This window comes from Amycolatopsis sp. NPDC000009, assembly GCF_055563465.1.
The window spans coordinates 97,988-124,389 of the sequence record NZ_JBVHDI010000010.1; the positions used below are offsets into that span (position 1 = coordinate 97,988).

Sequence of the window (26,402 nt, forward strand, 5' to 3'; positions counted from 1 at the left end):
GGTGTCCCGCACGAACCAGGGGGCAACCGGATGAGCAGTTCCGACTCGCAGGACACACCGTCGACGTCGTCCTACACCGACTCGAACACCTTCTCGGACCCGACTGTGGTGTCTTCGGCGCCCGAAACCGTGTCGGGCCCGCAGCCCTTTCAGCCGCCTGAGCCCTTCAGTCCACCCCCGCCGTTCGAGCCGCCCGCTCCGTTCGAGCCGCCTTCGGCTTCCGCCCCGGATCCCGCTCCCGAGCCGGCTTCCGTTCCGGTTCCGGTCGAGACGTACGGGCAGGCCATCGACCCGCTGACCGCCGAACCCGTGCCCCCGCCCTACGCGGCCCCGGAGCCGCTGGCCCCGCCGGTGTACACGCCCGGGCCGTTGCCCGCGGCGTACCCGTCGCCGCAGCCGTACAACCCGTACGCGGCGGTCGCTCCCCCGCGCTCGCAGGACAACGGGATGGCGATCGCCGGGCTGGTGTGCTCGCTCGTCGGGATCTGCTCCTGTGTGACGGTGATCGTCGGGCTGATCCTGGGACACATCGGGCTGGCGCGGGCGAACCGCGGCGAGGCAGGCGGGCGCGGCATGGCGCTCGCGGCGGTGATCATCGCCTACGTCGTGATCGCGCTGTACGTCGGTTTCGGCGGGACGATGATCATCCTCGGGGTGAACGGCGAGCTTGAGTGAGCGTTGGGTCTCGTGAGTGGTAAGGACGGTTAGAACCGTCCTTACCACTCACGAGACCTGACCGACGTCGCCCGGCTCCCTGGGCGCCGGCGCCACCTGACCGTTGCCCTCTGAAACGTCCGGCTCCCGCTTCGGCGTGTTCGCGTCGAGGAAGCGCAGCAGCTCCACCGGGAACGGCAAGACCAGCGTCGAGTTCTTCTCCGCCGAAACCTGCACGACGGTCTCCAGCAGCCGCAGCTGCAACGCCGCCGGCGTGTCCGCCATGGTCGCGGCCGCCTGCGAAAGCTTGTGCGACGCCTGCAACTCCCCGTCGGCCGAGATGACCCGTGCCCGCCGTTCGCGTTCGGCTTCGGCCTGGCGCGACATCGAGCGTTTCATCGACTCCGGCAGCGCGACGTCCTTGATCTCGACGCGGTCGATGTGGATGCCCCAGTCCAACGCCGGGCTGTCGATCATCAGCTCCAGGCCCTCGTTCAGCCGTTCGCGGTTCGACAGCAGGTCGTCCAGGTCGCTCTTGCCGATGATGGACCGCAGCGAGGTCTGCGCGACCTGGCCGACGGCCGACCGGTAGTCCTGCACGTTGACCGCGGCCAGCACCGGGTCGATCACCTTGAAGTACACGACCGCGTCCACCCGCACGGTGACGTTGTCGCGGGTGATGCCGTCCTGTGCGGGGATCGGCATCGTGACGATCTGCATGTTGACCTTCTGCAGTCTGTCCGCGATCGGCACCAGCAGCGCGAGCCCCGGCTCCCGGATCGCGGGGCGCACCCGCCCGAACCGGAACACGAGACCGCGTTCGTACTGTTTCACCACGCGAAGGCTGGTCGCGAGCCAAGCACCGCCCGCGACCGCGACCGCACTGAGAATCTCCACCACCATGGCTGCTCCCGGGGTTGTTCTCGCTGTTCACGGTACGCCCGGCTGGTCACGAGGGAAACACGGTGGACAGGCCTGCCAAGGTGGGCTCGTGACCGGTTTCAAGATCCCGCCCAAGTTCCTCGACCGTGCCGCCGACCTCGGACCGGGAGCCGCCGAGTGGCTCGATTCCCTCCCGTTCCTCGCCCAGAAGTACACCGCCGAATGGCAGCTCGAATACGACGGCGAGGCCATGCACGGTTTCGTCGGCGTCGCGCAGCCCGTGCGCCGCGCGGACGGCTCCCCCGCGATCCTCAAACTCGGCTGGCCGCACGAGGAATCCGCCGACGAACCGCTCGCACTGTCCACTTGGGCCGGTCAGGGCGCGGTCCTGATGTACGACAACGTGCCCGAGGACGGCGTGCTGCTCCTGGAGCGGCTCGACGCCCGCCGGTCGCTCGAAACGGAGCCGATCCAGGAGGCCGTCGAGACCGTCGGCGCCCTGGCGCGACGGCTGGCCGTCCCCGCTCCCGCGACGCTGCGGCGATCCCTTCGCGAGGAAGCCGCGGAGCTGGTCACCGAACTCCCGGAGACCTGGAGCGAACTGGGCGAACCCTTCGATCGCAAGTACCTCGACGCCGCCGTGGAAATCTGCGTGCACCTCGGACCGGAGGCCGGTGAGCTGATGGTGAACGAGGACCTGCACTTCGAGAACGTCCTCGCCGGGGAACGCGAACCGTGGCTGGTGATCGACCCGAAGCCGCTTTCGGGTGATCTGGAGTTCGGCGCGATCTCGATCCTCTGGAACCGGGCAGAAGAGTCCACAATGGACGAAAAGATCGCGTGGTTCGCCGCGGCCGCCGGGGTGGACGCCGAACGCGCGCGGGCGTGGACGCTGGTCCGCGCGGTGCAGAACTGGACCTGGCTGTACGAAGACCTCGCCGAGGGCGCCTCGCCCGAAAGTCTCGCCGAAGACCCGGCCTACGCCGCCGTCCCCGGAATCGCCGCCTGGGCATTGCGGTGATCACACGAATCGTCTCCGGCCCCGGGAGCGGATAACCTTCGGGCATGGCAGCCGTGAACAGGGTATTCGCAGCTCAGCTGGCCGGTTTGCCGGTTTTCGGTCCCGATGGCGAATCGATCGGCAAGGTGCGGGACCTCGTGGCGGGCCTGCGCCTGGACCAGCAACCGCCGCGGATCCTGGGCATCGTGGTCGAGCTGACGACGAGGCGCCGCGTGTTCGTGCCGATGTTGCGCGTGACCTCGATCGAACCCAGCGCGGTCACGCTCGCCACCGGATCGGTGAACATGCGGCGGTTCCATCAGCGGCCCAACGAGGTGCTGGTGGTCGGGCAGCTGTTCGACGCGCACGCCACCCTCGCCGGCTCGGACACGCGGGTCACCGTCGTCGACGCCGGCATGGAGCCGACGCGCACGCGGGACTGGGTGCTCGCGAAACTCGCGATCCGGGAACGGTCGAGCAGGCTCGGCCTCGGCAGACGGCGTTCGCCGATGCAGGTGCTGCCGTGGGCGGAGGTGTCCGGGCTCGGGCTCACCGACCTGACCGGCCAGACCCAGGGCGCGGCGCAGCTGCTGATGCTGTTCGACACCATGCGCGCGGCCGACGTCGCCGCCACGGTCCGCGACCTGCCGCTCAAACGACGGCACGAGGTCGCCGACGCGATGGACGACGAGCACCTGGCCGACGTCATCGAGGAGCTTCCCGAAGACGATCAGAAGGAACTGCTGTCCTACCTCGCCGAGGAACGCGCCGCCGACATCCTCGAAGCGATGGACCCCGACGACGCCGCCGACCTGCTGGCCGAGCTGGCACCCGCCGAGCAGAACCGGTTCCTGGAACTGATGGAACCCGAGGAGTCGGCACCGGTGAAGCGGCTGCTGAAGTACTCCTCCGACACCGCGGGCGGGTTGATGACGCCCGAGCCGGTGGTGCTGACGCCGGACGCCACGGTCGCCGAGGCGCTCGCGCACATCCGGAACGCGGACCTGCCGGTGGCGCTGGCGAGCATGGTGTTCGTCTGCCGTCCACCGACCGAGACGCCGACCGGGCGCTTCGTCGGTGTCGTCCACTTCCAGCGGCTGCTGCGCGAACCACCCGCCGAGATGGTGGCCAGCGCCGTCGACACCCAGCTGCCCGCGCTGAAGCCGGACGCTTCGTTGTCCGAGGTCACGCGGTACTTCGCCGCCTACAACCTCACCTGCGGCCCGGTGGTGGACGCCGAAGACCACCTGCTCGGCGCGGTCACCGTCGACGACGTGCTCGACCACCTGCTCCCGGAGGACTGGCGCGAGACCGGGCTGCACGACATCACCGGCGAGATCACCGAGGAGGCCGAACGTGCCTGAACTTTTGCCCGGGCGGCGGCTGGACCAGCCCCGCGGCCAGAGCCGGTTCAGGCTGAACATCGACCCCGATTCCTTCGGCCGGTTCACCGAACGGATCGCGCGGTTCCTCGGCACCGGCAAGTACCTGTTCTGGCAGACGCTGATCGTCATCATCTGGATCGTGCTGAACCTGGTCGCGGTCTCGCTGCGGTGGGACCCGTACCCGTTCATCCTGCTGAACCTGGCGTTCTCGACACAGGCCGCGTACGCCGCGCCGCTCATCCTGCTGGCGCAGAACCGGCAGGACGACCGCGACCGCGTCTCGCTGGAGGAGGACCGGAACCGCGCCGCGCAGACCAAGGCCGACACCGAATACCTCGCGCGGGAGCTGGCGTCGCTGCGGATCGCGCTCGGCGAGGTCGCCACGCGGGACTTCCTGCGGGGCGAACTCGACCGGCTCCGCGAGGATCTTGACGCCAAGCCGCGCAAGGCCAAACCCGACCGCACGCCTACCGGTACGTAACATGGACCTGTGACCAGTACGCAGCAACTCCCCAGCGTCGACGATGTCCGCACCGCGCTGAAGGCCGTGTACGACCCGGAGATCAAGAAACCGATCACCGAACTCGGCATGGTCAAGGACGTGGAGGTCGGCTCGGACGGTGTGGTCACCGTCGGGATCTACCTGACGGTCGCCGGCTGCCCGCTGAAGGCGACGCTGACCAACGACACCACCGAAGCCGTCAAGAAGCTCCCCGGCGTCAGCGACGTCCGGGTCGAACTCGACGTCATGAGCGACGAGCAACGCACGGAGCTGCGAAAATCGCTGCGCGGTGATGCCGCCGAGCCGGTGATCCCGTTCGCGCAGCCTGGTTCGCTGACGCGGGTCTACTGCGTCGCGTCCGGCAAGGGCGGCGTCGGCAAGTCCTCGGTGACGGTGAACCTCGCGGCCGCCATGGCCGAACGCGGGCTTTCCGTCGGTGTGGTGGACGCGGACATCTACGGGCACTCGGTGCCGCGGATGCTCGGCGCGCGGGAGAAGCCGACCAAGGTCGACACCATGATCATGCCGCCGCAGGCGCACGGCGTGAAGGTCATCTCGATCGGCATGTTCACCCCGGGCAACACCCCCGTGGTGTGGCGCGGGCCGATGCTGCACCGCGCGCTGCAGCAGTTCCTCGCCGACGTGTTCTGGGGCGACCTCGACATCCTGCTGCTGGACCTGCCGCCGGGCACCGGCGACATCGCGATCTCGGTGGCGCAGCTCATCCCGAACGCGGAGATCCTGGTCGTCACCACCCCGCAGCAGGCGGCCGCCGAAGTGGCCGAGCGTGCGGGCGCGATCGCGCTCCAGACGCGGCAGCGGGTGGCCGGGGTCATCGAGAACATGTCGTGGCTGGAGACGCCCGACGGCCAGAAGATGGAGATCTTCGGCTCCGGCGGCGGGCAGTCCGTCGCGGACTCGCTGTCGAAGTCGGTCGGATCGACCGTGCCGCTGCTCGGGCAGGTCCCGATGGACCCGCGAGTGGTCTCCAACGGCGACGCCGGGACGCCGATCGTGCTGGCCGAGCCGGACGCGCCGGCGTCGCTCGTGCTCAAGGAGGCGGCGAAGAAGCTGACCGTCCGGGCGCGCGGGCTGGCCGGGATGATGCTGAACGTCACTCCCGCGGGCCGCTGAGCACCCCGTTCTTACGCATTTAGTCCTCTGGATGCGGTACTTGCGTGTGCAAGGACCGCATCCAGAGGACTAAATGCGTGGGGTGGTCGTCAGGTGGCGTCCGGGTCGACGGGAGGGCGCTCGCCCGGCTTCAGCGGCTCCGGCTGCGAAGCGGTCGCCGGGTGGCCGTTGGGCTTGGCGGCGCCGTTGGTCCCGTTGGCGCCATTGGTGCCGTTGATGTTGTTGATCCCCAGTGGATCCGAGTCGCCGTCGAACAGGTGCTGGGTGACGACCCGCTTCGGGTCGAAGTTCCGCAGGCCCCTCAGGTCCTCCAGCGGCTTGCGCAGCTGATCGAACTCCGGGCCCATCTCCTCGCGCAGCTGCGTCTTGGCCCCGGTCGCGAAGTCGCGGACCTTGCGGACGCTCTTCGCCACCCAGGACGCCGCTTCGGGCAGCCGTTCCGGACCGAGGATGAAAAGACCCGCGACGACGATGATGAGGATCTCTCCCCAGCCGACACTCTCGAACACCCGTGTGAACCTCCGCCTCGGCGTCTTCCCCGTTCAGGGTACCCGGCCCGAACCCGCTAGTCCGAGGCCAGTTTCACGTCCACGACGAGAGAAGACCCATCCCGGACAAGGCGGACAGGGACCACTTCGCCGACTTCGCGGGCGCGGACCGCGACGAGCAGTTCCGCCGAGTCGCGCACGAGCCGTCCGCCGACCTCCGTGATGACGTCGCCTTCTTTGATCCCGGCGGAGGCCGCGGGGCCACCAGGGGCGACGTTGCGGACCTGTGCGCCCATGGTGCTGGAGCCCGCGACGGTCGACGAAGCGTTGATGCCGATGTCGGGGTGGACGACCTTGCCGTCCTTGATCAGTGTTTTCGCGATCTTCACCGCGTAGTCACTGGGGATGGCGAACCCGATGCCGATGCTGCCGCCTTCGGCGCTGGACGAGCGGATCGCGGAGTTGATCCCGACCAGGGCTCCGGTCGCGTCGACGAGCGCGCCGCCCGAGTTGCCGTGGTTGATGGCGGCGTCCGTCTGGATGGCCTCGTAGATCACCGGCGCGCTGCCGCCGTCGCCACCTGCGGTCACCGGGCGGTTGAGCGCGCTCACGATGCCCGCGGTGACCGAGTTCTGCAGCGCCAGCGGCGAACCGACGGCGATCACCGAGTCGCCGACGGCGAGTTCGGAGGACTTCCCGACCTGCAGCGCGGTCAGGTTCTTGACGTCGACCTTGACCACGGCGAGGTCGGTTTTGGGGTCGGCGCCGACGACCTTCGCCTCGACGCGCCTGCCGTCGAAGAACACGGCGGTGACCTTGGTGGCCGCGTCGGCCGTCGCGGCGGAGATCACGTGTTCGTTCGTGAGCACGTAGCCCTGGGTGTCGATGACGACACCGGAGCCCTGCTGGCCCGCGTCGGCGCCGGGTTTGAACACCTCGAGCGAGACGACGGCGGGTGCCACCCGATGGGCGATGTCCGCGATCGAGCCGGCTGGGCGTTCCTTGGCCGCGTCGGCTTCGGAAATGCTGGCCTGTCCGGTCAGTTCGGTTCCGGTGTCGGCGAACCACCAGCCGATCAGCCCGCCGGCGGCGCCGATGACCACCGCGACCGCGGCGAGCATCGCCAGCGCCTTCGTCTGCACACGCCGCCCGAAAAGGACCTCCGGAAGGCTCAGCAGCGCACCTTGCGGGCGCTTCGCGTCCTTCTCCTCTTCCGAGTCCTGGTGCACGGCGGGCCCGGCGAGCACCGCGCCGGACGACGGGTCGCGCCAGGGATCCGAGGTCGTGGTCCACAGCGGGCCTTCGGCGCCGTTCGCGGACGGTTCGGAGCCGTTGGTCCCGTTCGGCCGCTCCAGCACGACACCTTCGGCGCCCGGCGGGCGGCGGAAGGCTTCGGCGAGCGACTCCGGCGTCGGGGGTGCGAGGTTCAGGCCCGGCGCGGACTGCCCGTTGGTTCCGGGCTGGTACAGCTTGTCGAAGGCACCGTCGACACCGCGCGGCCTGCCGAACGTGGCCGCCTGCGCCGGATCGACGGCGGGCCTGGCCAGCGGGCGCGGTGCCAGCCGATCCCCCGCCGGGTCACCAGGCTGCTGCGGATTCGCGTTCGGCTGCTCGGTCATCATTCCCCGGGGCTGAGATCAGGTTGGCCGGACGCGAGAGTACGCCAAGCCTCACCCGGGATTCTGCCGTGACCACGGTGAAGTGCGCGTTGATTCCCCGAACCCGGCGAGAAATGTGACACTTGAGGCAACCATGTCTCACGTCTGGCAGTCTAACGGGCATGTCGGAGAACCCGGGGGCTCCTTTTCCGCCCCAGAACGTCCCTCACCAGCAATGGCCACAACAGCAGTGGCCTCAACAGCAGGGCTGGCCGCAGCAGCCGCCCAAGAAGAAGGGTCTGTCCACCAAGGTGAAAGTGCTGCTGCTCGTCGCCGCGCTCGTCGTGGTCGGTGGCGGGGTCGGCTTCATCTTCGTGATGAAGGCGGCCGCCGGGCCGGAGAAGCAGGCCAAGGCGCTCACCGAGGGCGATTGTGTCGTGCTGACCGGATCCGGCAAGGAGGCCGACGCGGTCAAGACGCCGTGCGATTCACCGCAAGCGCCCTACGCGGTGAGCCTCACCGGCGTCGACAAGGGCGAGTGGGACTGCAAGGACGGTTTCTACAAGTACGCCGTCCCAAGGGGGGCGCGCGGGGACGGCGTCGCCCTGTGCCTGGCGATCAACGCCAAGGTCGGCTTGTGTTTCGACGACATCGAGACCAAGACGCCGCCGCCGTTGAAGGACTGCGGCTCGGCGCGGCTGAGGATCAGTGAGGTCTTTCCTCAGATGAGCATCGTGAACAGCCCGTGCGCGGAGGGCACCGCGGACGTCATCTCCTACGCCAGCTACGGGACTTCGAATTTCAAGAGCGCGACGATCTGCTTCGTCAAACCCTGACGAAGCTGCTCAGCGGGCGGACACCGGCATGGGCACGCTGGACGTGCTCGGGCTCGGCGTGGTGCTGCGCGGCGGCTCCGGCTGGGCGCCGCCGCCCAGCTGCGCGGGCAGCAGCCCGGCGTTGACGCCTTGCGGCGGGGTCAAGCCGGTGTTCGGCCGTTCGTCGGTGCCGTCACCCGAGGTGGCGACGAGGGCCAGCGCGCTCAGCACCAGGCCCGAAACGACCACTCCGGCGCCCTGCGCGTACTTCCGCCGGGCGAGGCCGACCCGCCCGGCGCCGAGGACGTTCGGCGACTGGCCCAGCGGCGTCGTTGATCCCAACGGCGCGGTACCGCCCAAAACCCCGGTGTCGCGAAGGCCGGCGACCCGGTCGGGCCGCTGGATGGCCACCAGCTGACCGTCGGCGGTCATCGCCAGGTTGTCCGGTGTGCCGGGAAGTTCGGTGTTCTGCGGGATGGAGCACAGGCTGGCCAGGAAACCCGCCGACATCGACGGGGCTCCCGCCTGCTTCACGGCCGCGACGGCCTGGCGCTGCGCGGTCACCTCGGCCGCGCACGCCTGGCAGCGGGCGATATGCGCCGAGGCCCTGTCCTGGGCGCCGAGGGACAGCTCGCCGTCGACGAAGGCGACGATGGCGTCCGGAAGCAGATGCGACTCGGGGAGCCCCCAACCTCGCGGTGCGGTCATACCCCCACCTTCGCAGACTCCTGCGCCGCGGCGCGACGGCGCTCTAAAGAAGCGCGAAGAGCCTGGCGCCCGCGGTGGATCCGGCTGCGCACGGTGCCGAGCTTGACACCGAGGGTGGCGCCGATCTCCTCGTACGAGAGGCCTTCGACGTCGCACAGCACGACCGCGGCACGGAACTCGGGCGGCAACTCGTCGAGCGCGGCCTGCAAGTCCGGGTCGAGATGCGTGTCCGAGTAGACCTGCTCGGGGCTCGGGTCGTCACCGACGATGCGGTCGGTGTCCTCGGGGAGGCCTTCCATCCGCACGCGCGAGCGGCGGCGGGCCATGTCGAGGAAGAGGTTCGTGGTGATGCGGTGCAGCCAGCCTTCGAACGTGCCGGGCTTGTAGGACGCGAGGGAGCGGAAGACCCGGATGAAGGTCTCCTGCGTCAGATCCTCGGCGTCGTGGGCGTTACCGGTCAGGCGGTATGCCAGCCGGTACACGCGGTCGGCGTGTTCACGCACGACCTCGTCCCACGAGGGCGGCGTCCATGCGGCCTCGTCCACCGTCACCGGCGTGACCTGGTCCGCGTGCTGGTCCTGCATCGTTTCCTGCATCGGGGAAGTAGGCACCTCCATCAGCGTCTTCTCCCAACTACTCCACCCAACGCGGGCGATGAGCACGGTGTTCCCGTTGTCGAGGACCAGTCTGTCCGGCCTGCTTATGTTTCTAGTGAGACTGGACTGAGAGGAGGCTGAGAAGTCGGTACCAGGGAGTCTTCGCTCTTTTGACGATAGGCAGCGCTAACCTCCGCGTGTGAATTCCGGGACGCATGCGGGCTCGCCCGCCGAGGCCGCCGACGCCGACCTCGTCGACGGCTACGTCCCCGACGACGAGGTACTGGCCGCCGCGCGGGCGCGCTCGGCCGACCTGGGATGCGGTCCGCTGAGCGCGGGCGCGGGTGCGACTCTGCGATTTCTCGCCACGACGCTGCGGGCGAAGGCCGTCGTCGAGGTCGGGACCGGGGCCGGGGTGAGCGGGTTGTGCCTGCTCGGCGGCATGGTCGACGACGGGATCCTCACCTCGATCGACATCGAACCGGAGTACCACCGGGCGGCGCGGGCGGCGTTCCGCGAGGCAGGCTACGCGCCGGGACGGACCCGCCTGATCATGGGGCGCGCGCTCGACGTCCTCCCCCGGCTCACCCCCGGCGGCTACGACCTGGTGTTCGTCGATTCGGCTCCGGTCGAGTACCCGAGTTGCTACGAGAAGGCCGTCTCGCTGCTGCGACCCGGCGGGATACTGGCGTTCCACAACGTCTCGGGGACCAGGGTGACCGATCCCTCACGACGCGATCCGGACACGCTCGCGCTGCGGGAGGTCGCGCGGGCCTTCCGCGAGGACGAGCGGCTGGTCCCGGCGCTGTTGCCGGTGGGCGGCGGGCTGCTGGTCGCCGCGATCGCGTAGCAAGGGACCTTTGCTACCGCTTTTCAGACCCGTTCCGTGAAGGCCTCCTTGAGGGCCCCAGAGTCCCTCAAGGAGGCCTTCACGGACTTGGGGACCACCGCGACCACGGCCACCGCGGCCAAGGCGAGCCAGGCGCCGGTGAGCACGATCAGCCAGGTCCAGCCCGCGTGCCCGTAGACGGTCGCGCCGACGGCGCCGCCGACGCTGCTGCCGAGGTAGTACGAAAGCGTGTAGAGCCCGCCCACCTGGCCTCGGGCGTTCTCGGGCGCCTCCGCGGCGGCCCAGCCGTTGGCGACGGCGTGCGCGGCGAAGAACGCGCCGGTCAGCACCACGAACCCGGCGACGACCATGGGCAACGAGTCGGACAGCGTCAGCGCGGCGCCGGCGATCGTGAGCACCAGGGCACCGGCGAGCGCCCGGCGGCGGCCGAACCGGCCGACGAGTTTGCCCGCCGTCGCCGACGAAACCGAGCCCATCGCGTAGGCGAGGAAAACGAGCGACGCGATCGCGGGCGAGAGGTTCAGCGGCTCGCCGGTCAGCCGGAATCCGGCGGCGTTGTACAGCGCGACGAACGAGCCCATGGCCAGCAGCGCGACCGCGTACTGGACCAGCAGGACCGGCTTCCGCACCGCCGCGCCGAGCCCGGCCAGCACCGCCCTGCCCAGCTCGCGTAACCGCTCTGACCTGCGGCGATCCGCGAAAGTGGTAGCAAAGGTCCCTTGCTCCCCCGGCGGCAGGGCCAGCACCGTGACCACCGTGCAGACCAGCCCGATCCCCGCGACCACGATCAGCGCGCCGTGATACCCGAACGGTCCGGCCGTGAACCCGGCCGCGAGCCGTCCGATCATGCCGCCGATGGTGTTCCCGGCGATCATCGCGCCCACCGCCGCCGCGAGCCCGGCCTTGCCGAGCCGTTCCGCGAGGTAGGCGGCGGCCACCCCGGGGAATCCCGCGATCGCGACCCCCTGCAGCGCCCGGAGCACGATCAGCGCCGGATAGCTGGGCGCCAGTGGCAGCAGGAAACCGAACACGACCGACGCGACCACCGAAGCGATGATCACCGGGCGCCGTCCCACGACCTCGGAGAGCGCCGCGATGGGCAGGACGGCGATCGCGAGCGCGCCGGTCGCGACACTCACCGCGAGCGAAGCGCCACCGGGGTCGAGGTGATACTGCTCGGCCAGCTGCGGCAGCACCGGCTGCGGCGCGTAGAGCAGCGCGAACGAGGAGATCCCGGCCGCGGCCACGGCGATCGTCACGCGGCGGGTGGTTCCGGTGCCAGACACGGTCCCGAAGCTAAGCCTGGCTAAACGATACGTCTAATACGGCCACCTGCCACAATCGATACCGTGCTGAATGAAAGGATGACCGCCCAGCTAGCCCCCCAGCTCGCTCTGCTCACCGCACTCCGCCGCACGACGAACGTCACACGCGCGGCCGAGCTGCTCGGTGTCCCCCAGCCCACGGTAAGCCGCCGGATCTCGGCGCTCGGCGAGGCCCTCGGCGCCCCGCTCACGGTCCCCGACGGCCGCGGCATCCGGCTCACCCGGGCCGCCGAGCTGCTGGCCGATGCCGCCGAACGCGCCCTCGCCGCCGTCGACACCGGAGTCCGCCAAGCCCGCGAAGAGGTCGACCCCGAATCCGGGCACGTCGTCCTCGGCTTCCTGCACCTGCTCGGCAGGTCGCTGGTCCCCACGTTGCTCCGCGGTTATCGCGCGGACCATCCCGGGGTCCGGTTCACCCTGGTCCAGGGGTCACGCCAGGACATGGTCGACAGGCTGACCAGCGGCGAACTCGATCTCGCGCTGCTCGCACCCGCGCCCGTCGACGATCCGCTGCTCGACACCGCCGTACTCACCGAGCAGGAGATCTTCCTGTCCGTTCCGACGTCGCACCGCCTCGCGGACCGCCCAAGCGCCGCCATCGAAGACCTCGAGGACGAGGAATTCGTGCTCCTCGAAACCGGCTACGGCCTTCGCACCATCACCGACGGTCTGTGCGCCGCGGCCGGCTTCGAGCCGAAGATCGCCTTCGAGGGCCAGGAATCCGACACCGTCCGCGGGCTGGTCGCGGCCGGGCTGGGTGTCGCGCTGCTCCCCCGTTTCGAACCGGGCAGCCCGGCGGGGGTCGTCGAAGTCCCGCTGGTGCCGCCGGTCGGCCGGACCATCGGGCTGGCCTGGCGTCGCGATGTGGTCCTGCCGCCCGCCGTCACGCGGTTCCGGGAGCAGGTCCGCGCGCAGCCCTGGTGACGATCGTCAGGGTCGATCCCTGCCGTTCGTCCACCCCCCGGGCGCGTCGTTTTCGCTAACTTCGGGTGAATGTACGACGACATCGTGGAGCTGGCGGGGGAGAGCCCGAGCTGGCTTCAGGCGACGGGGATCCTGTTCACGGAAGCGGGACTGCTCGCCTTCGCGGCGCTATTCGCCTGGCTGTTGTGGCGGGCGCGCACTTCGCCCGTCCGGATCGCTGTGGCGCTGCTACCGCCCGCCGCGACCGCGATCGCGTACCTGATCAGCGAGGGCCTGAAGAGCGTGATCCAGGAGGACCGGCCGTGCCGGAACCTGGTCACGCTCGTCGACTGCCCACCGATCGGCGACTGGTCCTTCCCGAGCAACCACTCCACGATCGGCGCGGCGGCCGCCGTCGGCCTGGCACTCACTTGGCGGCGGCTGGCGCCGTGGGTGCTCCCGGGTGCGGTGCTGATGGGCTTCTCGCGGGTCTTCGTCGGCGCGCATTATCCGCACGACGTGCTCGCCGGACTCGTCCTCGGCTCCGTCACGGCGTGGCTCGTGTTCCGGTATCTGACCGGTCCCGCGACCGGCATCGCCCGCAGGCTCACCGCCCATGCCGGGGACGCGCCGACCCAGCCCATGCCCAGGGTCGACCTGCGGGGTGGTAGCAAAGGTCCCTTGCTCCCTCCCCGCAGGTAGGCGAATCCGTCGGACGCCCTGGGTCGACCGCTCGGCCGACGTTGCGAAAGCCACTTTCGCAACCTTCAACGTTGCGAAAGTGGCTTTCGCAACGTGCCACCGGGCCTTGCCCCCCCAGGTCAGGCGTACGAGGCGACCAGCTCGACCAGCGTCCGCGCCGCGAAACCGGTGGCCCCGGGCACGACGTCGGCGTAGGTCTTGTCGGCCCGCGCGGGGCCGGCGATGTCGAGATGCGCCCACGGCACGTCGCCGACGAACTCCCGCAGGAACAGTGCCGCGACGATGCCACCGGGGCCACCCGGCGCCTGCCGGACGTCACCGAGCGAGCCCTGCACGGTCTCGGCCAGGTCCTCCAGCAGCGGCATCCGCCACCACGCCTCGCCGACCCGCTCGCCCGCCTTCGTGACCCGCTCCGCGAGCGCGTCTTCGGTGGCGAAGACGCCGCCGGTGCGGACACCGAGCGAGACCTTCATGGCCCCGGTCAGGGTCGCCGCGTCGATCACCGCGTCCGGCTTGTGCTTCTTGATGCCGTAGACGAGCGCGTCGGCCAGGACCATGCGGCCCTCGGCGTCGGTGTTGCCCACCTCGGTGGTCTTGCCGCCGTAGTGCCGGACGATGTCACCGGGCCGGTACGACGAACCGGACACGTGGTTCTCGGCGGCGGGCACCAGGCCGGTCACCTTGACCGGCAGGCGCAGCGCCGCGATCGCGCGGACCGCGGCGATGATCGCCGCGCCACCCGCCATGTCGGTGCGCATGAGGTGCATACCGTCGGCCGGTTTGATCGAAAGGCCACCGGTGTCGAAGGTGATGCCCTTGCCGACGAGCAGCAGATGCGTCGTCGCCCCGCGCGGCCGGTACTCGAGTTCGATCAGCCGCGGCGGCGCTGCCGAGCCGCCACCGACGGCGAGAACACCGCCGAAGCCCTGCTCCGCCAGCCACTTCTCGTCCCGTGCCGTCACGGTCAGGTTCGGGATGCCGCCGGCGACCCGGGCGGCCGTGTCGGCGAGCCAGGCCGGGGTCTTGACGTTCGACGGCGTGTTCGCCAGGTCGCGCGCGAACGCGGCGGCCGCGGCGAGTTCGCGGACCCGCTCCAAAGCGTCCTCGTGACGTGTGATCAAGCGCACGGCCCGCAGCGAAGGCTTCGGCTCCTCGGCCGTCACCGTGAACCGGTAACCGCCGAGCAGCAGCCCGAACGCGAGTTCCTCGACGTGCTCGGCGCCCGCGTCTTCGGGCAGCTCGACGGCGAAGGCGCGGAACGCCTTCTGGCCCGCCTTGACGTCTTCCTCCAGCGCCGACGAAACGGCGCGGACCAGGGCGGCACCGGCCTTGCGGTACTGCTTCGGCTCACCGTCGCCGACACCCGCCAGCCAGCGGACGCCGCCGGCCGGCACGGTCTGCACGTCGCCGGCCTTGCCGGTGGGCCGCACGCCGCCGATCTCCGCGAGTCCGGCGTCACCGTCCTCTTCGGACGGCGCGGCGATCAGCGTGGCCAGCGGCGTACCGCGCCTGAGGTCGTCCGAGACTTCGAGTTCGAGCAGCTTCCCCGGAACGGGGGGTAGCGGGTTACGCACAGTGAGCGACCTCCGGGCGCAGATGAACCGCGACCCCGGCCTCCGAAGGGAGACCGGGGTGCGGATGGTTGAACGTTGGTGCGGTCCGGCTCAGCCGGTGACCTCCTGCAAGGCCGCGCCGAGATCCTTCGCTTCTTCCGCGGAGAGTTCGACGACGAGACGCCCACCACCTTCGAGTGGTACGCGCATCACGAGGCCCCGCCCCTCCTTAGTCACTTCGAGGGGACCATCTCCGGTCCGGGGCTTCATGGCCGCCATAGCGTGCTCCCTCCGTCTCAACCGGCGCGCCCGGGTCGCGCTCGTCAAAGCCAGCCGGGTCTACTGTCCATTGTCCCTCATCAGCGGCCGAGCGCGAACGCGGACCGATCTTTTGCCGCCGTATCGGTGCTGGTATGCGGCTCGCGAGGCTGAAAGACTCTGTATCGACCGCAGTTTCGCCGACTAGGAGATCCCGTGACCACATCCGACGTTCTGCTGACCGCCGACGCCGACGGCGTGCGCACCTTCACGCTGAACCGGCCGCAGGCGTACAACTCGCTGACCGTCGAACTCAAGGAACTGCTGCTGGCGGGCCTGACCGAGGCCGCGGCCGACGACAGCGTCCGCGCGGTCGTGCTGACCGGTTCGGGCAAGGCGTTCTGCGCCGGGCAGGACCTGAAAGAGCACGTCGGGCTGCTGCAGGCGGGTGACCCCGCGCCGCTACACACGGTCAAGGAGCACTACAACCCGATCGTCAAGACGATCGTCGGGATGCCGAAGCCGGTCATCGCGGCGGTCAACGGCCCGGCGGCCGGCGCGGGCGCGGCCTTCGCGTACGCGAGCGACCTCCGGATCGCCGCGACGTCGGCGAACTTCCTGATGGCGTTCGCGAACGTCGGCCTCGGCCCGGATTCCGGCGCGTCGTGGACGCTGCAGCGGCTGATCGGTCTCGGCCGCGCTGCCGAGCTGATGCTGCTGGCGCGCACGGTCGACTCGGCCGAAGCGCTGACGCTGGGCCTGGTCAGCGAGGTCGTCCCGGACGAGGAACTGGCCGCCCGCGCGCAGAAGGTCGCCGCGAAGCTCGCGGCCGGGCCGACGGTCGCGTACGCGAAGATCAAGAACGTCCTGTCGGTCGCCGCCGAGTCGTCCCTCGAAACCGCGCTGGCGGCCGAGGACGAGGCCCAGACCGCGCTCGGCGCGACCGCCGACCACACCGAGGCCGTCGAGGCCTTCGTCGGCAAGCGCAAGCCGAACTTCCAGGGCAAGTAACCCCTCGTGAGTGGTTAGGACGGTTCTAACCGTCCTAACCACTCACGAGCCGGCCCGGAAGCAGTCCTTCACGTGGTCGTCGACCATCCCCGTCGCCTGCATCAGCGCGTAACAGGTCGTCGGCCCGAGGAACACGAAGCCGCGTTTCTTGAGTGCCTTCGCCATCGCCTTCGACTCGTCGGTGATCGCCGGGACGTCGGCCATCCGCCGTGGCCGGGTGTGCGAGGAAGGCGCGAACGACCACAGCAGGTCGTCCAGCGAACCGTCGAGTTCTTCGATCGCCCGCGCGTTGTTGATCGCCGCCAGGATCTTGGCCCGGTTCCGCACGATCGACGCGTCGTCCATGAGACGAGCGACGTCGTCGTCGGTGAAGACGGCGACCTTCTCCGGCACGAATCCGGCGAACGCCTTCCGGAACGACTCGCGTTTCCGCAGGATCGTGATCCACGAAAGCCCGGACTGGAACGACTCCAGGCACAGTCGTTCGTACAGTTCCTCGTCGCCGTGGAGCGGGAAACCCCATTCGGTGTCGTGGTACTCGGCGTAGTCCGGGGCCGAGTTGCCCCACGAACACCGCTTGATCCCGTCCGCGCCCAGCAGACCCGCCTCAGCCAACCCGGTACCCCTCCGCGTATTTCACGAATCTCTGCAGGCACAGCCGCAGCCCCAGTTCGAAGCCCGGCTTCGCGACCGGCCAGCCGAGCCGCCCGACGACGCCGAACGGCGGCCGCAGATGCTCCGCCCAGACGAACGTCGACGCGTGCGGCCCCTTCTCGATCACCTGGAACACCCCGGTGCCCTGCACGATCTTGCCGGTATGCCGCACGACACAGCGCAGCGGCGGTTCCCAGCCGGTGATCTCCATGGTGTCGGTGAACCCGATCCCGGCCACGCCGGTGAACGCCGACAGTTTCGAACCCACGCTGCGCCCGTTGCCTTCGACGACCTCGACCTCGGTGCCGAGCATCCATTCGCCCTGGCGTTCCCAATCGGTCAGGGCGAGCCAAGCCGTCCCGGCCGGTACCGCGACGTCGACGGAGACGACGACATCGGTCACCTGGCGCCCTCGCGCTCGGCCTCCAGTTCGGCCACCTTGGCGCGCAGCTCCTCGATCTCGACGCCGAGCCGCCGCATCACCCAGTCCACTTCGGACATCTTGTAGCCGCGCAGCACCATCTGGTAGCGGACGGCGTGGACGTCCTCGGCGGTGATGTCCTCGGCGGGCAGCCTGGTCGGCGAGCTGCCGGGCGGCAGCGGGGCCAGCTCCTCGCCCCGGCCGAACACCACGGCGGCCAGCAGGAACACCACCGCGGCCACCAGCAGCATGACTACGAGATAGATCAGGGCGGTCGTCACGCGACGATCGTGGCACACGAACGCCACGATCGTCGCGCCAGCAAGGCGAGTCGCACGCTGAGCACGACCCAGAGCACCATGAGGATCCCGCACGGCACCGACAGGAACAGCCTCGACGCGTCGATCACCCCGGTGGCGATCACCAGCAGCGCCACCGAAAGCAGGTTCAGGCCGACGGCCTCGCCGATCAGCACGCCGGCGGTCTTGACCAGCCGGGCACCGTCCAGCCGCCGGGAGAGCCAGCGCATGGAGACGAGGGCGATCACGCCCAGCACCGGCACGATGAAGACCGAACCGTGGGTGAACTGGGCGATGTACTTGTACCAACCCGGCGTCGGCGCGAGCTGCGACCACTCGCCGAAGGTCCATTTCCGGGCGAACTCCCAGGCGAGCTGCATCATCGGCACGCCGAGGATCAGCTTCCACAGGGTGCGGGTGCCGCTGTGCATCCCGAGTTCGGCTTGATAGTCCCGCGCGATCAGCTGCACCGGCCCGAAGTCTTCGACGGCGCGCCGCTGCGCCTCGTGTTCGCTCCAGCCGCCGTCGCGATACGCGTCCGCGGCGTCGTTGAGCCCGTCCCGTGCCTCACGCAACAGATCCCGCTTCGCCGACGCCGGGCCGTCCAGCCGCGCGCGCAGCTCCCCCAGGTACGCCTCGATCACCGTCATGCCGTGGCTCTCCGACTCCGCGCGGCGACCGTGAGCCGCATGCTGAACAGGATCCAGGTTCCGGACATGACCGCGCACGGCACGCTGACGAGCATGCGGGCGGGTTCCAGCAGCCCGGTCGCGCCGCCGTACGTCGCGACCGCGAGCAGGTTCAGCCCCACCGCCCCGGCCAGCGACCACGAGACCGCGCGAGCGGCGAGCGGGCCACCCTCGCGCCGCGAGAGCAGCCGTGCCGCGAGCAGCCCGGCGACCGCGACGGCCGGGGACAGCACCGCCAGCGTGTCGGCCGTGCCGATCGCGCGGTGGTACCAGGACGGCGAGTCACCGAAACCCGACCAATCACCGAAAACCCGCGCGAGATCCCACCCGAGGATCAGCAGCGGGACACCCACGATCAGCTCCCACAGGACACGGATGTCGCGCCGCAGTCCCAGTTCCGCCTGATAGTCGCGGGCGATCAGCTCGGCCGGGCCGAAGTCGGCGACGGCACGGCGTTCGGCCTCCGCCTCGTCGGTACCACCCTCGCGATAGGCCTCGGCGGCGTCGATCAGACCGTCCCTGGCCTCGGTGAGCAGATCGGTCTTCACCGAAGACGGCCCGCGCAAGCGTGCGTCCAGATCGCCGATGTAGGCCTCGATCGCGTTCATGCGGTGAGCGCGGGCCGGGACCGGAAAGCCGGCGCGAGCAGCCAGAAACTGAAGGCGACCCAGCCGAGCGCCACCATGTTGCACACGAGGCTCACGTTCATCCTCGACGGATCGAGGACCGTGGTGCTCACCGTGAGCAGCAGCAGCGCCAGCAGGTTCGTGCCGGCCGCGGCACCCACCGTCCACCGCGTCACCTTCCCCAGGCTCACGCTGTCGAGCCTGCGTCCCAGCCGCCGGGCCCCGAAGAGCGCCACGACTCCGATCACGGCCGGAACGAGGACCAGGACACCGAAGAGTTCGATGACGGCCAAGTACCACTCCGGGTTCGGCTTTCCCGATCGGCTCCAGTCGCCGTAGGTCCAGATCCGCGCCAGCTCCCAGACCACCTGGATCAGCGGAACACCGACGATCACCTTCCACAGGGTGCCGATGTCGCCGCGCATCGCCAGCTCGGCCTGGTAGTCACGCGCGATCACGGCGGCCGGGCCGAAGTCCGCGACGGCGCGGCGTTCCGCTTCCGCCTCGTCGACACCGCCTTCGCGATACGCCTCGGCCGCGTCGACCAGACCGTCCCTGGCCTCGGTGAGCAGATCGGTCTTCGCCGACGACGGCCCGCGCAACCGGGCGTCCAGATCGCCGATATAGGCCTCGATCGCGCTCATGCCGTGCTCCCCCAAGCTCGAGCTTCTCTTTCCCGGCGAGGGCTCATTGGAGCAGTACACCGCCGATCACACTCGTGAACTCCTGCCACTCCGCCCGTTCCGCGGCCAGCGCCTTCTGCCCTGAGCGCGTGAGCTTGTACGTACGACGTTTACGGCCGGACACGACGTCCCATTCGCTGGCGAGGAATCCGGCGCGCTCCAAGCGGCGAAGCGCCGGGTAGACGGTGCCCGTCGGCAGGTCGAGCGCGCCGTCACTGCGGAGCTGGAGCGCCTCGATGATGGCGTACCCGTGCAGCTTCCGGCCGTCGAGGACGGCGAGGAGCAGCGCGTCGAGGTGCCCGCGCAGGCTGTCGGCCTTCATAGATAGACAGTCTACACATCGCCGCATACCAGGGTAGCCGGGACTTTCCCGGACCGGCCTCAGGGAATGTCCCCGAGATCACCCCGATTTCATAGATTTAGCGGCTACATGTAGCCAGCCTACGTATACAGTGCCTCGACATGGACGCACTCCCGATCGCGAGACTCCAGTTCGCGACGACGACCTCGTTCCACTTCCTGTTCGTGCTGCTCACACTGGGGCTCGTGACACTCGTCGCGGTGATGCAGACACGCTCCGCGTTCGGCGGCAAGCCGGAACTCACGCGGATGACTCGTTTCTGGGGCAAGCTTTACGTGATCAATTACGCGCTGGGAATCGTCACCGGAATCGTGATGGAATTCCAGTTCGGACTCACCTGGACCGGCCTGTCCGCGGTCGCGGGCGACGTCTTCGGCGCACCGCTGGCCATCGAGACGCTGGTGGCGTTCTTCGCCGAATCGACCTTCCTTGGGCTGTGGATCTTCGGCTGGGGGCGGCTGAACAAATGGATCCACCTGGCGCTGATCTGGCTGGTCACGCTGACCGCGTACGCCTCGGCGCTGTTCATCATGGTGGCCAACTCGTTCCTGCAGAACCCGGTCGGCACGCACGCCGAGAACGGCGTGCTGAAACTCGACGACTTCGGCGCGCTGTTCACCAACCCGGCGCTGACGAGCTCGCTGCCGCACGTGCTGAGCGCGGCGCTCATGACCGGCGGCTTCTTCGTGGTCGGTGTCAGCGCGTACCACTTCATCAAGCGCACCAAGGAGATCGAGTTCTTCCAGCGCTCGATGCGGATCGGTGTGCTCGCCTCGCTGGCCGGCAGCACGCTGGTGATCGGCTTCGGCTTCGGCCAGTTCGGTCCGCTGGGCGAGTATCACCCCGACAAGCTCAAGTCGCCTGATCCGCTGGTCGGCGCGTCGCTGGGTTTCATGATCCAGATCGGGTTCATCGCGTTCCTCGCCTCGATGCTCGGCACGCTGCTGCTGTTCCGGAACTGGATCACCAAGGTGCGGCCGCTGCTGTACGTGATGGTGCTGGCCATCCCGCTGCCGTTCGTCGCGGCGATCCTCGGCTGGCTGGTTCGCGAGATCGGCCGCCAGCCGTGGCTGATCCGCGGGCAACTGACCACCGCCGACGCCGTCGCGGCGATCCCGGCGGGGCAGATCCTGTTCTCCTTCATCGCTTTCACGCTGTTGTTCCTGGTGCTCGCGATCGCCGACTGGGTGCTGATGTCGCGGGTCGCCAAACGCGGTCCGGACGTGGGCGAAGAGGCCGCCGCGCCCCGTGCCGAACTTCCCGTCCTGAGCGGAGTCTGACCGATGGTGATCCTCTGGTGGTGCGTACTCGGTTTCCTGACCGCGGGCTATTTCGCGCTGGCCGGCTACGACTACGGCGTCGGCATGCTGCTCGGCAGGCTCGGGCGTGACGAGGCCGGACGGCGGCGCGTACTCGGCGCTTTCGGCCCGTTCTTCCTGGCCAACGAGGTGTGGCTGGTGGCCGCGGTCGGTGTCCTGTTCGGCGCCTTCCCGCATCTGGAAGGAAAGGTGTTCGCCGGGGCGTACATCCCGGTGGTGACCCTGCTGCTCGGGCTGGTCACCTTCACCGCGGCGGTGCAGCTGCGCAGCAGGCGGCCGGACGCGGGCCGCGGTGCCTGGACGCTGGCGATCACCGTCGGCGCCTGGGTGACGGCGGTGTCTTGGGGCGTGTTCCTCGGCAACCTCGTCCTCGGGCTCCCGCTCGACTCGGCCGGGAAACCGACCGGCGACGTCCTCGCGGTGTTCAGCCCGTACGCGCTGCTCTGGGGAGCGGGCTTCGTCGCGCTGTTCGCCCTGCAGGGAGCGGCTTTCCTCGCCGTCCGGGCACCGGCGGAGTTCACCGCCCGCGCGAACCGGATCGCCAAGGCGCTGCTCGCGCCGGCGCTCGCGTTCCTGGTCGTGGCGGTCGCCTGGGGTGCCGTCGAAACCACGGTGTCGTGGTCCGTGCTGCCCGCGATCGTGCTGGCGTTCGGCGCGCTGGGCGTCGCGGCCGCGGCTCTGCGCGCCGGACGCCACAAGGCGGCGCTGGTCGCCACGATGACGTTGTCCGCGTCGCCGGTGCTGGCGGTCGGAACCCTGCGCCTGCCCGACACGCTGGTGTCCTCTGTGGACGGAGGCTTCTCGTTGAGCCTGACGGATGCGGCCACCAGCCCCGAGATGCTCAGCCTTCTCACGTTCGTCCTGCCCCCGGCGCTGGTGGCGATCGCCGCCGTGCAGTGGGTGACCTGGCGCAGGCACGACACCCGCGTCGACCAGCGCTCGCTGCTGCACTTCTAGGAGCCTGAGATGCCTCCCCTTCCCGGACTGCGCCGCCATTTCGGCGTGCTGGCCGTCCTCGGGACGCTGACCGCCGCGGCGATCCTCGTCCAGGCCGACGGCCTCGCGACGCTGCTCACCGGCGGCGGCGTGACCTGGACGCTCGTGGCCGCCATCGCCGTACGGGCGTTGCTCGCGGGCGCCCAGGGTTCGCTCGGCGGCCGGTTCGCGGCGACGGTCAAATCCGGGCTGCGCAAACGGCTTCTCGGCGCTGAGGCGGAGAACCCCGGCAAGGTCGCGACCCTGGTGACCAAAGGCATCGACGCGAGCGACGCCTACCTGACCGGGTATCTGCCGACGGTGGTGCTGTCGGCGATCGTGCCGGTCGCGGTGCTGGTCCGGCTGTTCGCCGCGGATCTGTCGTCGGCGCTGATCATCCTCGCGACGCTGCCGCTGATCCCGGTGTTCGCGATCCTGGTCGGGCAGCTCGCGTTGGCGAAGACCGCCAAGCAGTGGTCGCTGCTTTCCAAGCTGGGCGGACATTTCCTCGACGTCGTGCGCGGGCTCGGCACGCTCAAGGTGTTCGGCCGCGCGGAGGCGCAGGCGAAGACGGTGCGTGCGATGGCGGACGCGCACACCGACGCGACGATGCGCACCCTGCGGGTCGCGTTCCTGTCCGCGCTGGTGCTGGAACTGGTGGCGACGCTCTCGGTGGCGCTCGTGGCGGTGCCGATCGGGTTCCGGCTGCTGGAAGGCGGCATGGTCGTGCACACGGCGGTGCTGGTCCTGCTGCTCGCTCCCGAGGCGTACCTGCCGCTGCGGGCGGCCGGGGCGAAGTTCCACGCCAGCGCGGAAGGGCTCGCCACGCTGCGGGAGGCGCTCGCCGTCCGTTCGGAGGAGGTAGCCGCGGGTTCGCGGGTGGCTCGCCGCGGTGCGCCGCGGATCGTGCTGGAGCAGGTGAGCGTCGCGTACGGCGACGAGACCGTACTGTCCGAAGTGGACATGACGATCGAGGCGGGCGAGCACGTCGCACTCGTCGGGCCCAGCGGTTCCGGGAAGAGCACACTGCTGGCGGTCCTGCTGGGTTTCGTCACGCCGACGTCCGGCCGGGTCCTCGTCGACGGCGTCGACCTTCGCGAACTGGATCCGGCCGCGTGGCGGGCGGGGACGGCGTGGGTGCCGCAACGGCCGACGTTGTTCACCGGGACCGTCGAGGAGAACATCGCCATGGGCCAGGTGCCGGACGTCCAGGCGGCGGCGCGCGCGGCGGCGTTCGACGAGGTCGTGCGCGGATTGCCCGACGGCTACCGGACACGGATCGGTGAACTGGGCGCGCCGCTTTCGGCCGGGCAGCGGCAACGCCTCGGCCTCGCCAGGGCGCTCGCCCGCACCGAGGCGGGTCTGGCGCTGCTCGACGAGCCGACCGCCCGGCTCGACGCGGGCACCGAAGCCGCCGTGCTCGGCGCGACCCGCGAACTGCTCACCGGCCGGACCGCGGTGCTCGTCGCCCACCGGCCCGCGATGGCCGCGCTGGCCACCCGCGTCCTCGAAGTCCACGACGGCGCCGTACGAGAACGGGAACTGGTGTGAACGGCTGGGGAGTGTCCACAAAGGATGTCGTGCGGCTGGCCCGGGCCGGGCTGATCGGGGCCGGGGCGGAGCTCGCCGGGCTGGCGTTGATGGCCACCGCCGCGTGGCTGCTGCTGAAGGCGGCCGAGCAGCCGCCGCTCGCGTCGCTCACGGTGGCGATCGTCGCCGTCCGGACGCTGGCCTTGCTGCGTGGCGGGCTGCGCTACGCGGAACGGCTCGCCGGGCACGAGGTCGTCCTGCGGTATCTCGGCGCCTTGCGGACCCGCGTGTACACGTCGCTGCTGCCGCACCGGGTCTCGCGGCATTCGGGCGGTGATCTCGTCACCCGGCTGGTGTCCGATGTGGACGCGGTGCAGGACGCGATCCTCCGCTGCCTGCTGCCCGCCGGTGTCGCCGCGTTCGTCGGCGCGATGTCGACGACGGTCGCGCTGATCGTCAGCCCGGCCGCCGGGCTCGTGCTGGCGCTCGGGCTCGCCGTCGCCGGAATCGGTCTGCCGTGGCTGTGCGTGCGGATCACCCGGGCGGCGGCGCAGAAGAGCGCTCCGGCCCGCGCGGATCTCGCCGAACGATCGGTCGAACTGATCACCGGGCGACGCGAGCTGATCGCCTACGGCGTCCACGAGTCCACTGTGGACGCCGCGCACGCCGCTGTCGACGCGCTGGCGGTGCGGGACCGCGCGACAGCCAACCGCACGAGCCTGCTGACGGCGGCCGGGATCCTCGTCCAACTGCTGACCTGCGTCGCGATCGCCCTGACCGCCGGGGTTTCGCCGCCGCTGACCGCGGCGCTGGCGCTGGGCGCGCTGGCAGTGTTCGAGCTGGTCCTCCCCCTGACCGCGGCCGCCCAGCGCTGGGTCGAGGTCCGCGCGTCGGCCGAGCGGGTGCGCGCGCTGCTGACGGAACCGCCGCCCGCGCGCGGCACCGAGGTACCCGAGCCGGGGCATCTGCGGCTCGAAGGGGTCGGCGTCCGGTTCGAGGGCAGGGCCCCGGCGCTGGACGGCGTCGACCTCGACCTCCCGCCGGGCAAACGCGTCGGGATCGTGGGGCCGAGCGGGGCCGGGAAGACGACGCTGCTGAACGTGCTGCTGGGTGCCGTGGCGCCGACGTCCGGGCGCGCTCTGCTGAACGGGAAACCACTGGAGACCTACGATCCGGCGCTGCTGCCGTCGGTGATCACGGGCGCGCTCGCGGACGCGCACGTCTTCCACACGACGGTCCGGGAGAACCTGCTGCTCGCGAAGCCCGGCTCTTCGGACGCCGAATTGCTAGCCGCGTGCGAAACGGCCGGGTTCGACCTACCGCTGGATCGCGAGGTCGGCTCCGACGGCGACGCGCTGTCCGGCGGGCAGCGTCAGCGACTCATCCTGGCGAGAGCAGTGCTCTCGGCGCCGCCGGTGCTCGTGCTGGACGAACCTGTCGAGGGTCTGGATCCCGAGCACGGCGACGCCGTCCTGGCGGACGTGCTCGCGGCCGCGCGCGGCACCGTCGTCCTGGTGACGCATCGCGAGTCGCAGGTGGCCGGGTTCGACGAGGTCCTACGACTCGGTTAAACCGCGTACGTCCCGCATCGGCGGCCGGTCGCTCACCGAGACCTCGGCGACCTCCGGCAGCCACTCGTCACCTACTTGCGCGAACTGGGTGAGCTGGGCCGGGTCGTCGGACTTGATGCCGCAGCGCGCGAGCGCCGTCCCGAGGATCTGGCGCGCCATCACCCCCAGCTGAAGCAGCGAGCGGTTGCGATGCTTGCGTACGCCGAGGTTGACCTGGGCGAGCCCTTCAAGGCCGTAGCGCGCTTCGGCGTCGAGGATGAGCCCGATCTCGACGCCGTACCCGGCCGCGAAGGGCACTGACTCGAGAAAATCGCGCGTCGCGGCGTACTCGCCGCCCAGGGGCTGGATGAGCCCGGAGAGCGACGGGCGCAGCGCCGACAGGACCGGTCGCGCCAGCAACTCGGTCACCCGGCCGCCTCCGCTGCTCTCCAACCGCAGCGGCCGCCGGTAGAACCCCTTGACCAGATGGACGCCGGTTTCGCAAAGCAGAGGACCGAGCAGGGTCGGCACGAACGCCGGATCCGGATCGACGAGATCGGAGTCGAGGAACACGACGACGTCACCGGTCGTCGCGGCCAGCGACCGCCACAGCACCTCGCCCTTGCCCGGCACCGGCGGCAGGTCGGGGAGCACGTCCTCTCGGTGCACCACGCGCGCGCCGGCGCGGGCGGCGAGTTCGGCGGTGGCGTCGGTGGACCCCGAGTCCATCACGACCAGCTCGTCGACGACCGTACCCAGCAACGGCCGGACCGTCCCGACGACCTCGGCGACGGTGTCCTCTTCGTCGAGTGCCGGTAGCACGACCGAAACCGTCCGGTCACCCTTCGCGGCGACGATGTCTTCGACCGTCCAGCCGGGGTTCTGCCACGTACGCCGCTCGAACCAACTCATGAGTAGTGATCGTGCCATG

Annotated in this window: 30 protein-coding genes; 14 read left to right on the forward strand and 16 right to left on the reverse strand. The window is 70.0% G+C overall.

Going from position 1 to position 26,402, the window contains the following annotated elements; all coding sequences use genetic code 11:
- The first annotated feature begins 30 nt into the window (after positions 1-30).
- Positions 31-675 (forward strand): DUF4190 domain-containing protein, encoded by a 645-nt coding sequence (locus tag ACZ3HL_RS25310; protein ID WP_465534153.1) that lies wholly within the window; start codon positions 31-33, stop codon positions 673-675.
- Between the two features lie 48 nt (positions 676-723).
- Here the strand turns inward: ACZ3HL_RS25310 and ACZ3HL_RS25315 are convergent, their stop codons facing one another.
- A complete protein-coding gene (locus ACZ3HL_RS25315) occupies positions 724-1,557 on the reverse strand; it encodes a slipin family protein (RefSeq protein ID WP_465416983.1) in 834 nt (277 codons plus the stop codon).
- 88 nt (positions 1,558-1,645) lie between these two features.
- On the opposite strand from ACZ3HL_RS25315, the gene ACZ3HL_RS25320 reads away from it, so the two are divergent.
- The 4 genes from ACZ3HL_RS25320 to ACZ3HL_RS25335 are packed head-to-tail and all read left to right on the forward strand — an operon-like array spanning position 1,646 to position 5,557.
- Entirely contained in the window at positions 1,646-2,557 is a 912-nt protein-coding gene (locus tag ACZ3HL_RS25320; protein WP_465416985.1) for an aminoglycoside phosphotransferase family protein, read from the forward strand.
- Between the two features lie 44 nt (positions 2,558-2,601).
- Complete coding sequence (locus ACZ3HL_RS25325; RefSeq protein WP_465416987.1) at positions 2,602-3,900, forward strand: magnesium transporter MgtE N-terminal domain-containing protein; 1,299 nt, start codon at positions 2,602-2,604, stop codon at positions 3,898-3,900.
- A complete protein-coding gene (locus ACZ3HL_RS25330) occupies positions 3,893-4,402 on the forward strand; it encodes a DUF1003 domain-containing protein (RefSeq protein WP_457957937.1) in 510 nt (169 codons plus the stop codon). The genes ACZ3HL_RS25325 and ACZ3HL_RS25330 overlap by 8 nt, the downstream gene beginning before the upstream one ends.
- 9 nt (positions 4,403-4,411) lie before the next feature.
- Positions 4,412-5,557 (forward strand): Mrp/NBP35 family ATP-binding protein, encoded by a 1,146-nt coding sequence (locus ACZ3HL_RS25335; protein ID WP_340684453.1) that lies wholly within the window; start codon positions 4,412-4,414, stop codon positions 5,555-5,557.
- A gap of 89 nt (positions 5,558-5,646) precedes the next feature.
- Here the strand turns inward: ACZ3HL_RS25335 and tatB are convergent, their stop codons facing one another.
- Positions 5,647-6,066, reverse strand: coding sequence for a Sec-independent protein translocase protein TatB (gene tatB, locus ACZ3HL_RS25340; protein ID WP_465416990.1), 420 nt, complete (start codon positions 6,064-6,066; stop codon positions 5,647-5,649).
- A gap of 56 nt (positions 6,067-6,122) precedes the next feature.
- Positions 6,123-7,664 carry a S1C family serine protease gene (locus ACZ3HL_RS25345; RefSeq protein WP_465416992.1) on the reverse strand — a complete coding sequence of 514 codons (1,542 nt, stop codon included), beginning with the start codon at positions 7,662-7,664 and terminating at the stop codon, positions 6,123-6,125.
- 161 nt (positions 7,665-7,825) lie between these two features.
- On the opposite strand from ACZ3HL_RS25345, the gene ACZ3HL_RS25350 reads away from it, so the two are divergent.
- Positions 7,826-8,479, forward strand: coding sequence for an LppU/SCO3897 family protein (locus ACZ3HL_RS25350; RefSeq protein ID WP_465534155.1), 654 nt, complete (start codon positions 7,826-7,828; stop codon positions 8,477-8,479).
- Between the two features lie 9 nt (positions 8,480-8,488).
- Here the strand turns inward: ACZ3HL_RS25350 and ACZ3HL_RS25355 are convergent, their stop codons facing one another.
- Together ACZ3HL_RS25355 and sigE are read right to left on the reverse strand one after the other, a co-directional pair.
- The gene (locus ACZ3HL_RS25355) at positions 8,489-9,166 is read right to left on the reverse strand and encodes an anti-sigma factor family protein (protein ID WP_465534157.1); all 678 of its coding nucleotides are present in this window, start codon (positions 9,164-9,166) and stop codon (positions 8,489-8,491) included.
- Positions 9,163-9,762, reverse strand: coding sequence for an RNA polymerase sigma factor SigE (gene sigE / locus ACZ3HL_RS25360; protein WP_016331450.1), 600 nt, complete (start codon positions 9,760-9,762; stop codon positions 9,163-9,165). Before sigE ends, ACZ3HL_RS25355 begins: the two co-directional genes overlap by 4 nt.
- Before the next feature lie 199 nt (positions 9,763-9,961).
- On the opposite strand from sigE, the gene ACZ3HL_RS25365 reads away from it, so the two are divergent.
- On the forward strand, positions 9,962-10,612 hold the full coding sequence (locus ACZ3HL_RS25365) for an O-methyltransferase (protein ID WP_192746594.1): 651 nt from the start codon (positions 9,962-9,964) through the stop codon (positions 10,610-10,612).
- A 23-nt stretch (positions 10,613-10,635) separates the two neighbouring features.
- On the opposite strand, the gene ACZ3HL_RS25370 is transcribed toward ACZ3HL_RS25365, so the two are convergent.
- Positions 10,636-11,871, reverse strand: a complete 1,236-nt coding sequence (locus tag ACZ3HL_RS25370; RefSeq protein WP_465534435.1) for an MFS transporter — start codon at positions 11,869-11,871, stop codon at positions 10,636-10,638.
- 105 nt (positions 11,872-11,976) lie between these two features.
- On the opposite strand from ACZ3HL_RS25370, the gene ACZ3HL_RS25375 reads away from it, so the two are divergent.
- Both ACZ3HL_RS25375 and ACZ3HL_RS25380 read left to right on the forward strand, forming a co-directional pair.
- Positions 11,977-12,861 carry a LysR family transcriptional regulator gene (locus tag ACZ3HL_RS25375; protein WP_465534159.1) on the forward strand — a complete coding sequence of 295 codons (885 nt, stop codon included), beginning with the start codon at positions 11,977-11,979 and terminating at the stop codon, positions 12,859-12,861.
- Positions 12,862-12,930: 69 nt separating this feature from the next.
- On the forward strand, positions 12,931-13,542 hold the full coding sequence (locus ACZ3HL_RS25380; RefSeq protein ID WP_465534161.1) for a phosphatase PAP2 family protein: 612 nt from the start codon (positions 12,931-12,933) through the stop codon (positions 13,540-13,542).
- Positions 13,543-13,661: 119 nt separating this feature from the next.
- Here the strand turns inward: ACZ3HL_RS25380 and ACZ3HL_RS25385 are convergent, their stop codons facing one another.
- Both ACZ3HL_RS25385 and ACZ3HL_RS25390 read right to left on the reverse strand, forming a co-directional pair.
- Positions 13,662-15,116 carry a leucyl aminopeptidase family protein gene (locus ACZ3HL_RS25385; protein WP_465534163.1) on the reverse strand — a complete coding sequence of 485 codons (1,455 nt, stop codon included), beginning with the start codon at positions 15,114-15,116 and terminating at the stop codon, positions 13,662-13,664.
- 90 nt (positions 15,117-15,206) lie between these two features.
- Positions 15,207-15,374, reverse strand: coding sequence for a DUF3117 domain-containing protein (locus ACZ3HL_RS25390; protein ID WP_005155393.1), 168 nt, complete (start codon positions 15,372-15,374; stop codon positions 15,207-15,209).
- 195 nt (positions 15,375-15,569) lie between these two features.
- Here ACZ3HL_RS25390 and ACZ3HL_RS25395 point away from each other — a divergent pair, with 195 nt between their 5' ends.
- Entirely contained in the window at positions 15,570-16,364 is a 795-nt protein-coding gene (locus ACZ3HL_RS25395; RefSeq protein ID WP_126736366.1) for an enoyl-CoA hydratase/isomerase family protein, read from the forward strand.
- Between the two features lie 42 nt (positions 16,365-16,406).
- On the opposite strand, the gene ACZ3HL_RS25400 is transcribed toward ACZ3HL_RS25395, so the two are convergent.
- From ACZ3HL_RS25400 to ACZ3HL_RS25430, 7 genes are read right to left on the reverse strand one after another with little or no spacing between them, the layout of a single operon-like run.
- Positions 16,407-16,979, reverse strand: a complete 573-nt coding sequence (locus ACZ3HL_RS25400; protein WP_465534165.1) for a DNA-3-methyladenine glycosylase I — start codon at positions 16,977-16,979, stop codon at positions 16,407-16,409.
- The gene (locus ACZ3HL_RS25405; protein ID WP_034324054.1) at positions 16,972-17,421 is read right to left on the reverse strand and encodes an SRPBCC family protein; all 450 of its coding nucleotides are present in this window, start codon (positions 17,419-17,421) and stop codon (positions 16,972-16,974) included. Before ACZ3HL_RS25405 ends, ACZ3HL_RS25400 begins: the two co-directional genes overlap by 8 nt.
- Positions 17,418-17,720, reverse strand: coding sequence for a DivIVA domain-containing protein (locus ACZ3HL_RS25410; RefSeq protein WP_039917099.1), 303 nt, complete (start codon positions 17,718-17,720; stop codon positions 17,418-17,420). The genes ACZ3HL_RS25405 and ACZ3HL_RS25410 overlap by 4 nt, the downstream gene beginning before the upstream one ends.
- Positions 17,717-18,388, reverse strand: a complete 672-nt coding sequence (locus ACZ3HL_RS25415; protein ID WP_465534167.1) for a permease prefix domain 1-containing protein — start codon at positions 18,386-18,388, stop codon at positions 17,717-17,719. Before ACZ3HL_RS25415 ends, ACZ3HL_RS25410 begins: the two co-directional genes overlap by 4 nt.
- Entirely contained in the window at positions 18,385-19,035 is a 651-nt protein-coding gene (locus tag ACZ3HL_RS25420) for a permease prefix domain 1-containing protein (protein ID WP_465417010.1), read from the reverse strand. The genes ACZ3HL_RS25415 and ACZ3HL_RS25420 overlap by 4 nt, the downstream gene beginning before the upstream one ends.
- The gene (locus tag ACZ3HL_RS25425) at positions 19,032-19,697 is read right to left on the reverse strand and encodes a permease prefix domain 1-containing protein (protein WP_465534169.1); all 666 of its coding nucleotides are present in this window, start codon (positions 19,695-19,697) and stop codon (positions 19,032-19,034) included. Before ACZ3HL_RS25425 ends, ACZ3HL_RS25420 begins: the two co-directional genes overlap by 4 nt.
- Positions 19,698-19,740: 43 nt before the next feature.
- The gene (locus ACZ3HL_RS25430; RefSeq protein WP_360095741.1) at positions 19,741-20,058 is read right to left on the reverse strand and encodes a helix-turn-helix transcriptional regulator; all 318 of its coding nucleotides are present in this window, start codon (positions 20,056-20,058) and stop codon (positions 19,741-19,743) included.
- Between the two features lie 140 nt (positions 20,059-20,198).
- On the opposite strand from ACZ3HL_RS25430, the gene ACZ3HL_RS25435 reads away from it, so the two are divergent.
- From ACZ3HL_RS25435 to cydC, 4 genes are read left to right on the forward strand one after another with little or no spacing between them, the layout of a single operon-like run.
- Complete coding sequence (locus tag ACZ3HL_RS25435) at positions 20,199-21,377, forward strand: cytochrome ubiquinol oxidase subunit I (RefSeq protein WP_465534171.1); 1,179 nt, start codon at positions 20,199-20,201, stop codon at positions 21,375-21,377.
- A 3-nt stretch (positions 21,378-21,380) separates the two neighbouring features.
- Positions 21,381-22,373 (forward strand): cytochrome d ubiquinol oxidase subunit II, encoded by a 993-nt coding sequence (locus ACZ3HL_RS25440; RefSeq protein WP_465534173.1) that lies wholly within the window; start codon positions 21,381-21,383, stop codon positions 22,371-22,373.
- Between the two features lie 9 nt (positions 22,374-22,382).
- Positions 22,383-23,942, forward strand: coding sequence for a thiol reductant ABC exporter subunit CydD (gene cydD, locus ACZ3HL_RS25445; RefSeq protein ID WP_465534175.1), 1,560 nt, complete (start codon positions 22,383-22,385; stop codon positions 23,940-23,942).
- Entirely contained in the window at positions 23,939-25,492 is a 1,554-nt protein-coding gene (gene cydC / locus ACZ3HL_RS25450; RefSeq protein WP_465534177.1) for a thiol reductant ABC exporter subunit CydC, read from the forward strand. The genes cydD and cydC overlap by 4 nt, the downstream gene beginning before the upstream one ends.
- On the opposite strand, the gene ACZ3HL_RS25455 is transcribed toward cydC, so the two are convergent.
- Positions 25,478-26,383, reverse strand: a complete 906-nt coding sequence (locus ACZ3HL_RS25455) for a glucosyl-3-phosphoglycerate synthase (RefSeq protein WP_465417023.1) — start codon at positions 26,381-26,383, stop codon at positions 25,478-25,480. The two genes, cydC and ACZ3HL_RS25455, sit on opposite strands and share 15 nt — an antisense overlap.
- Between the last annotated feature and the right edge of the window lie 19 nt (positions 26,384-26,402).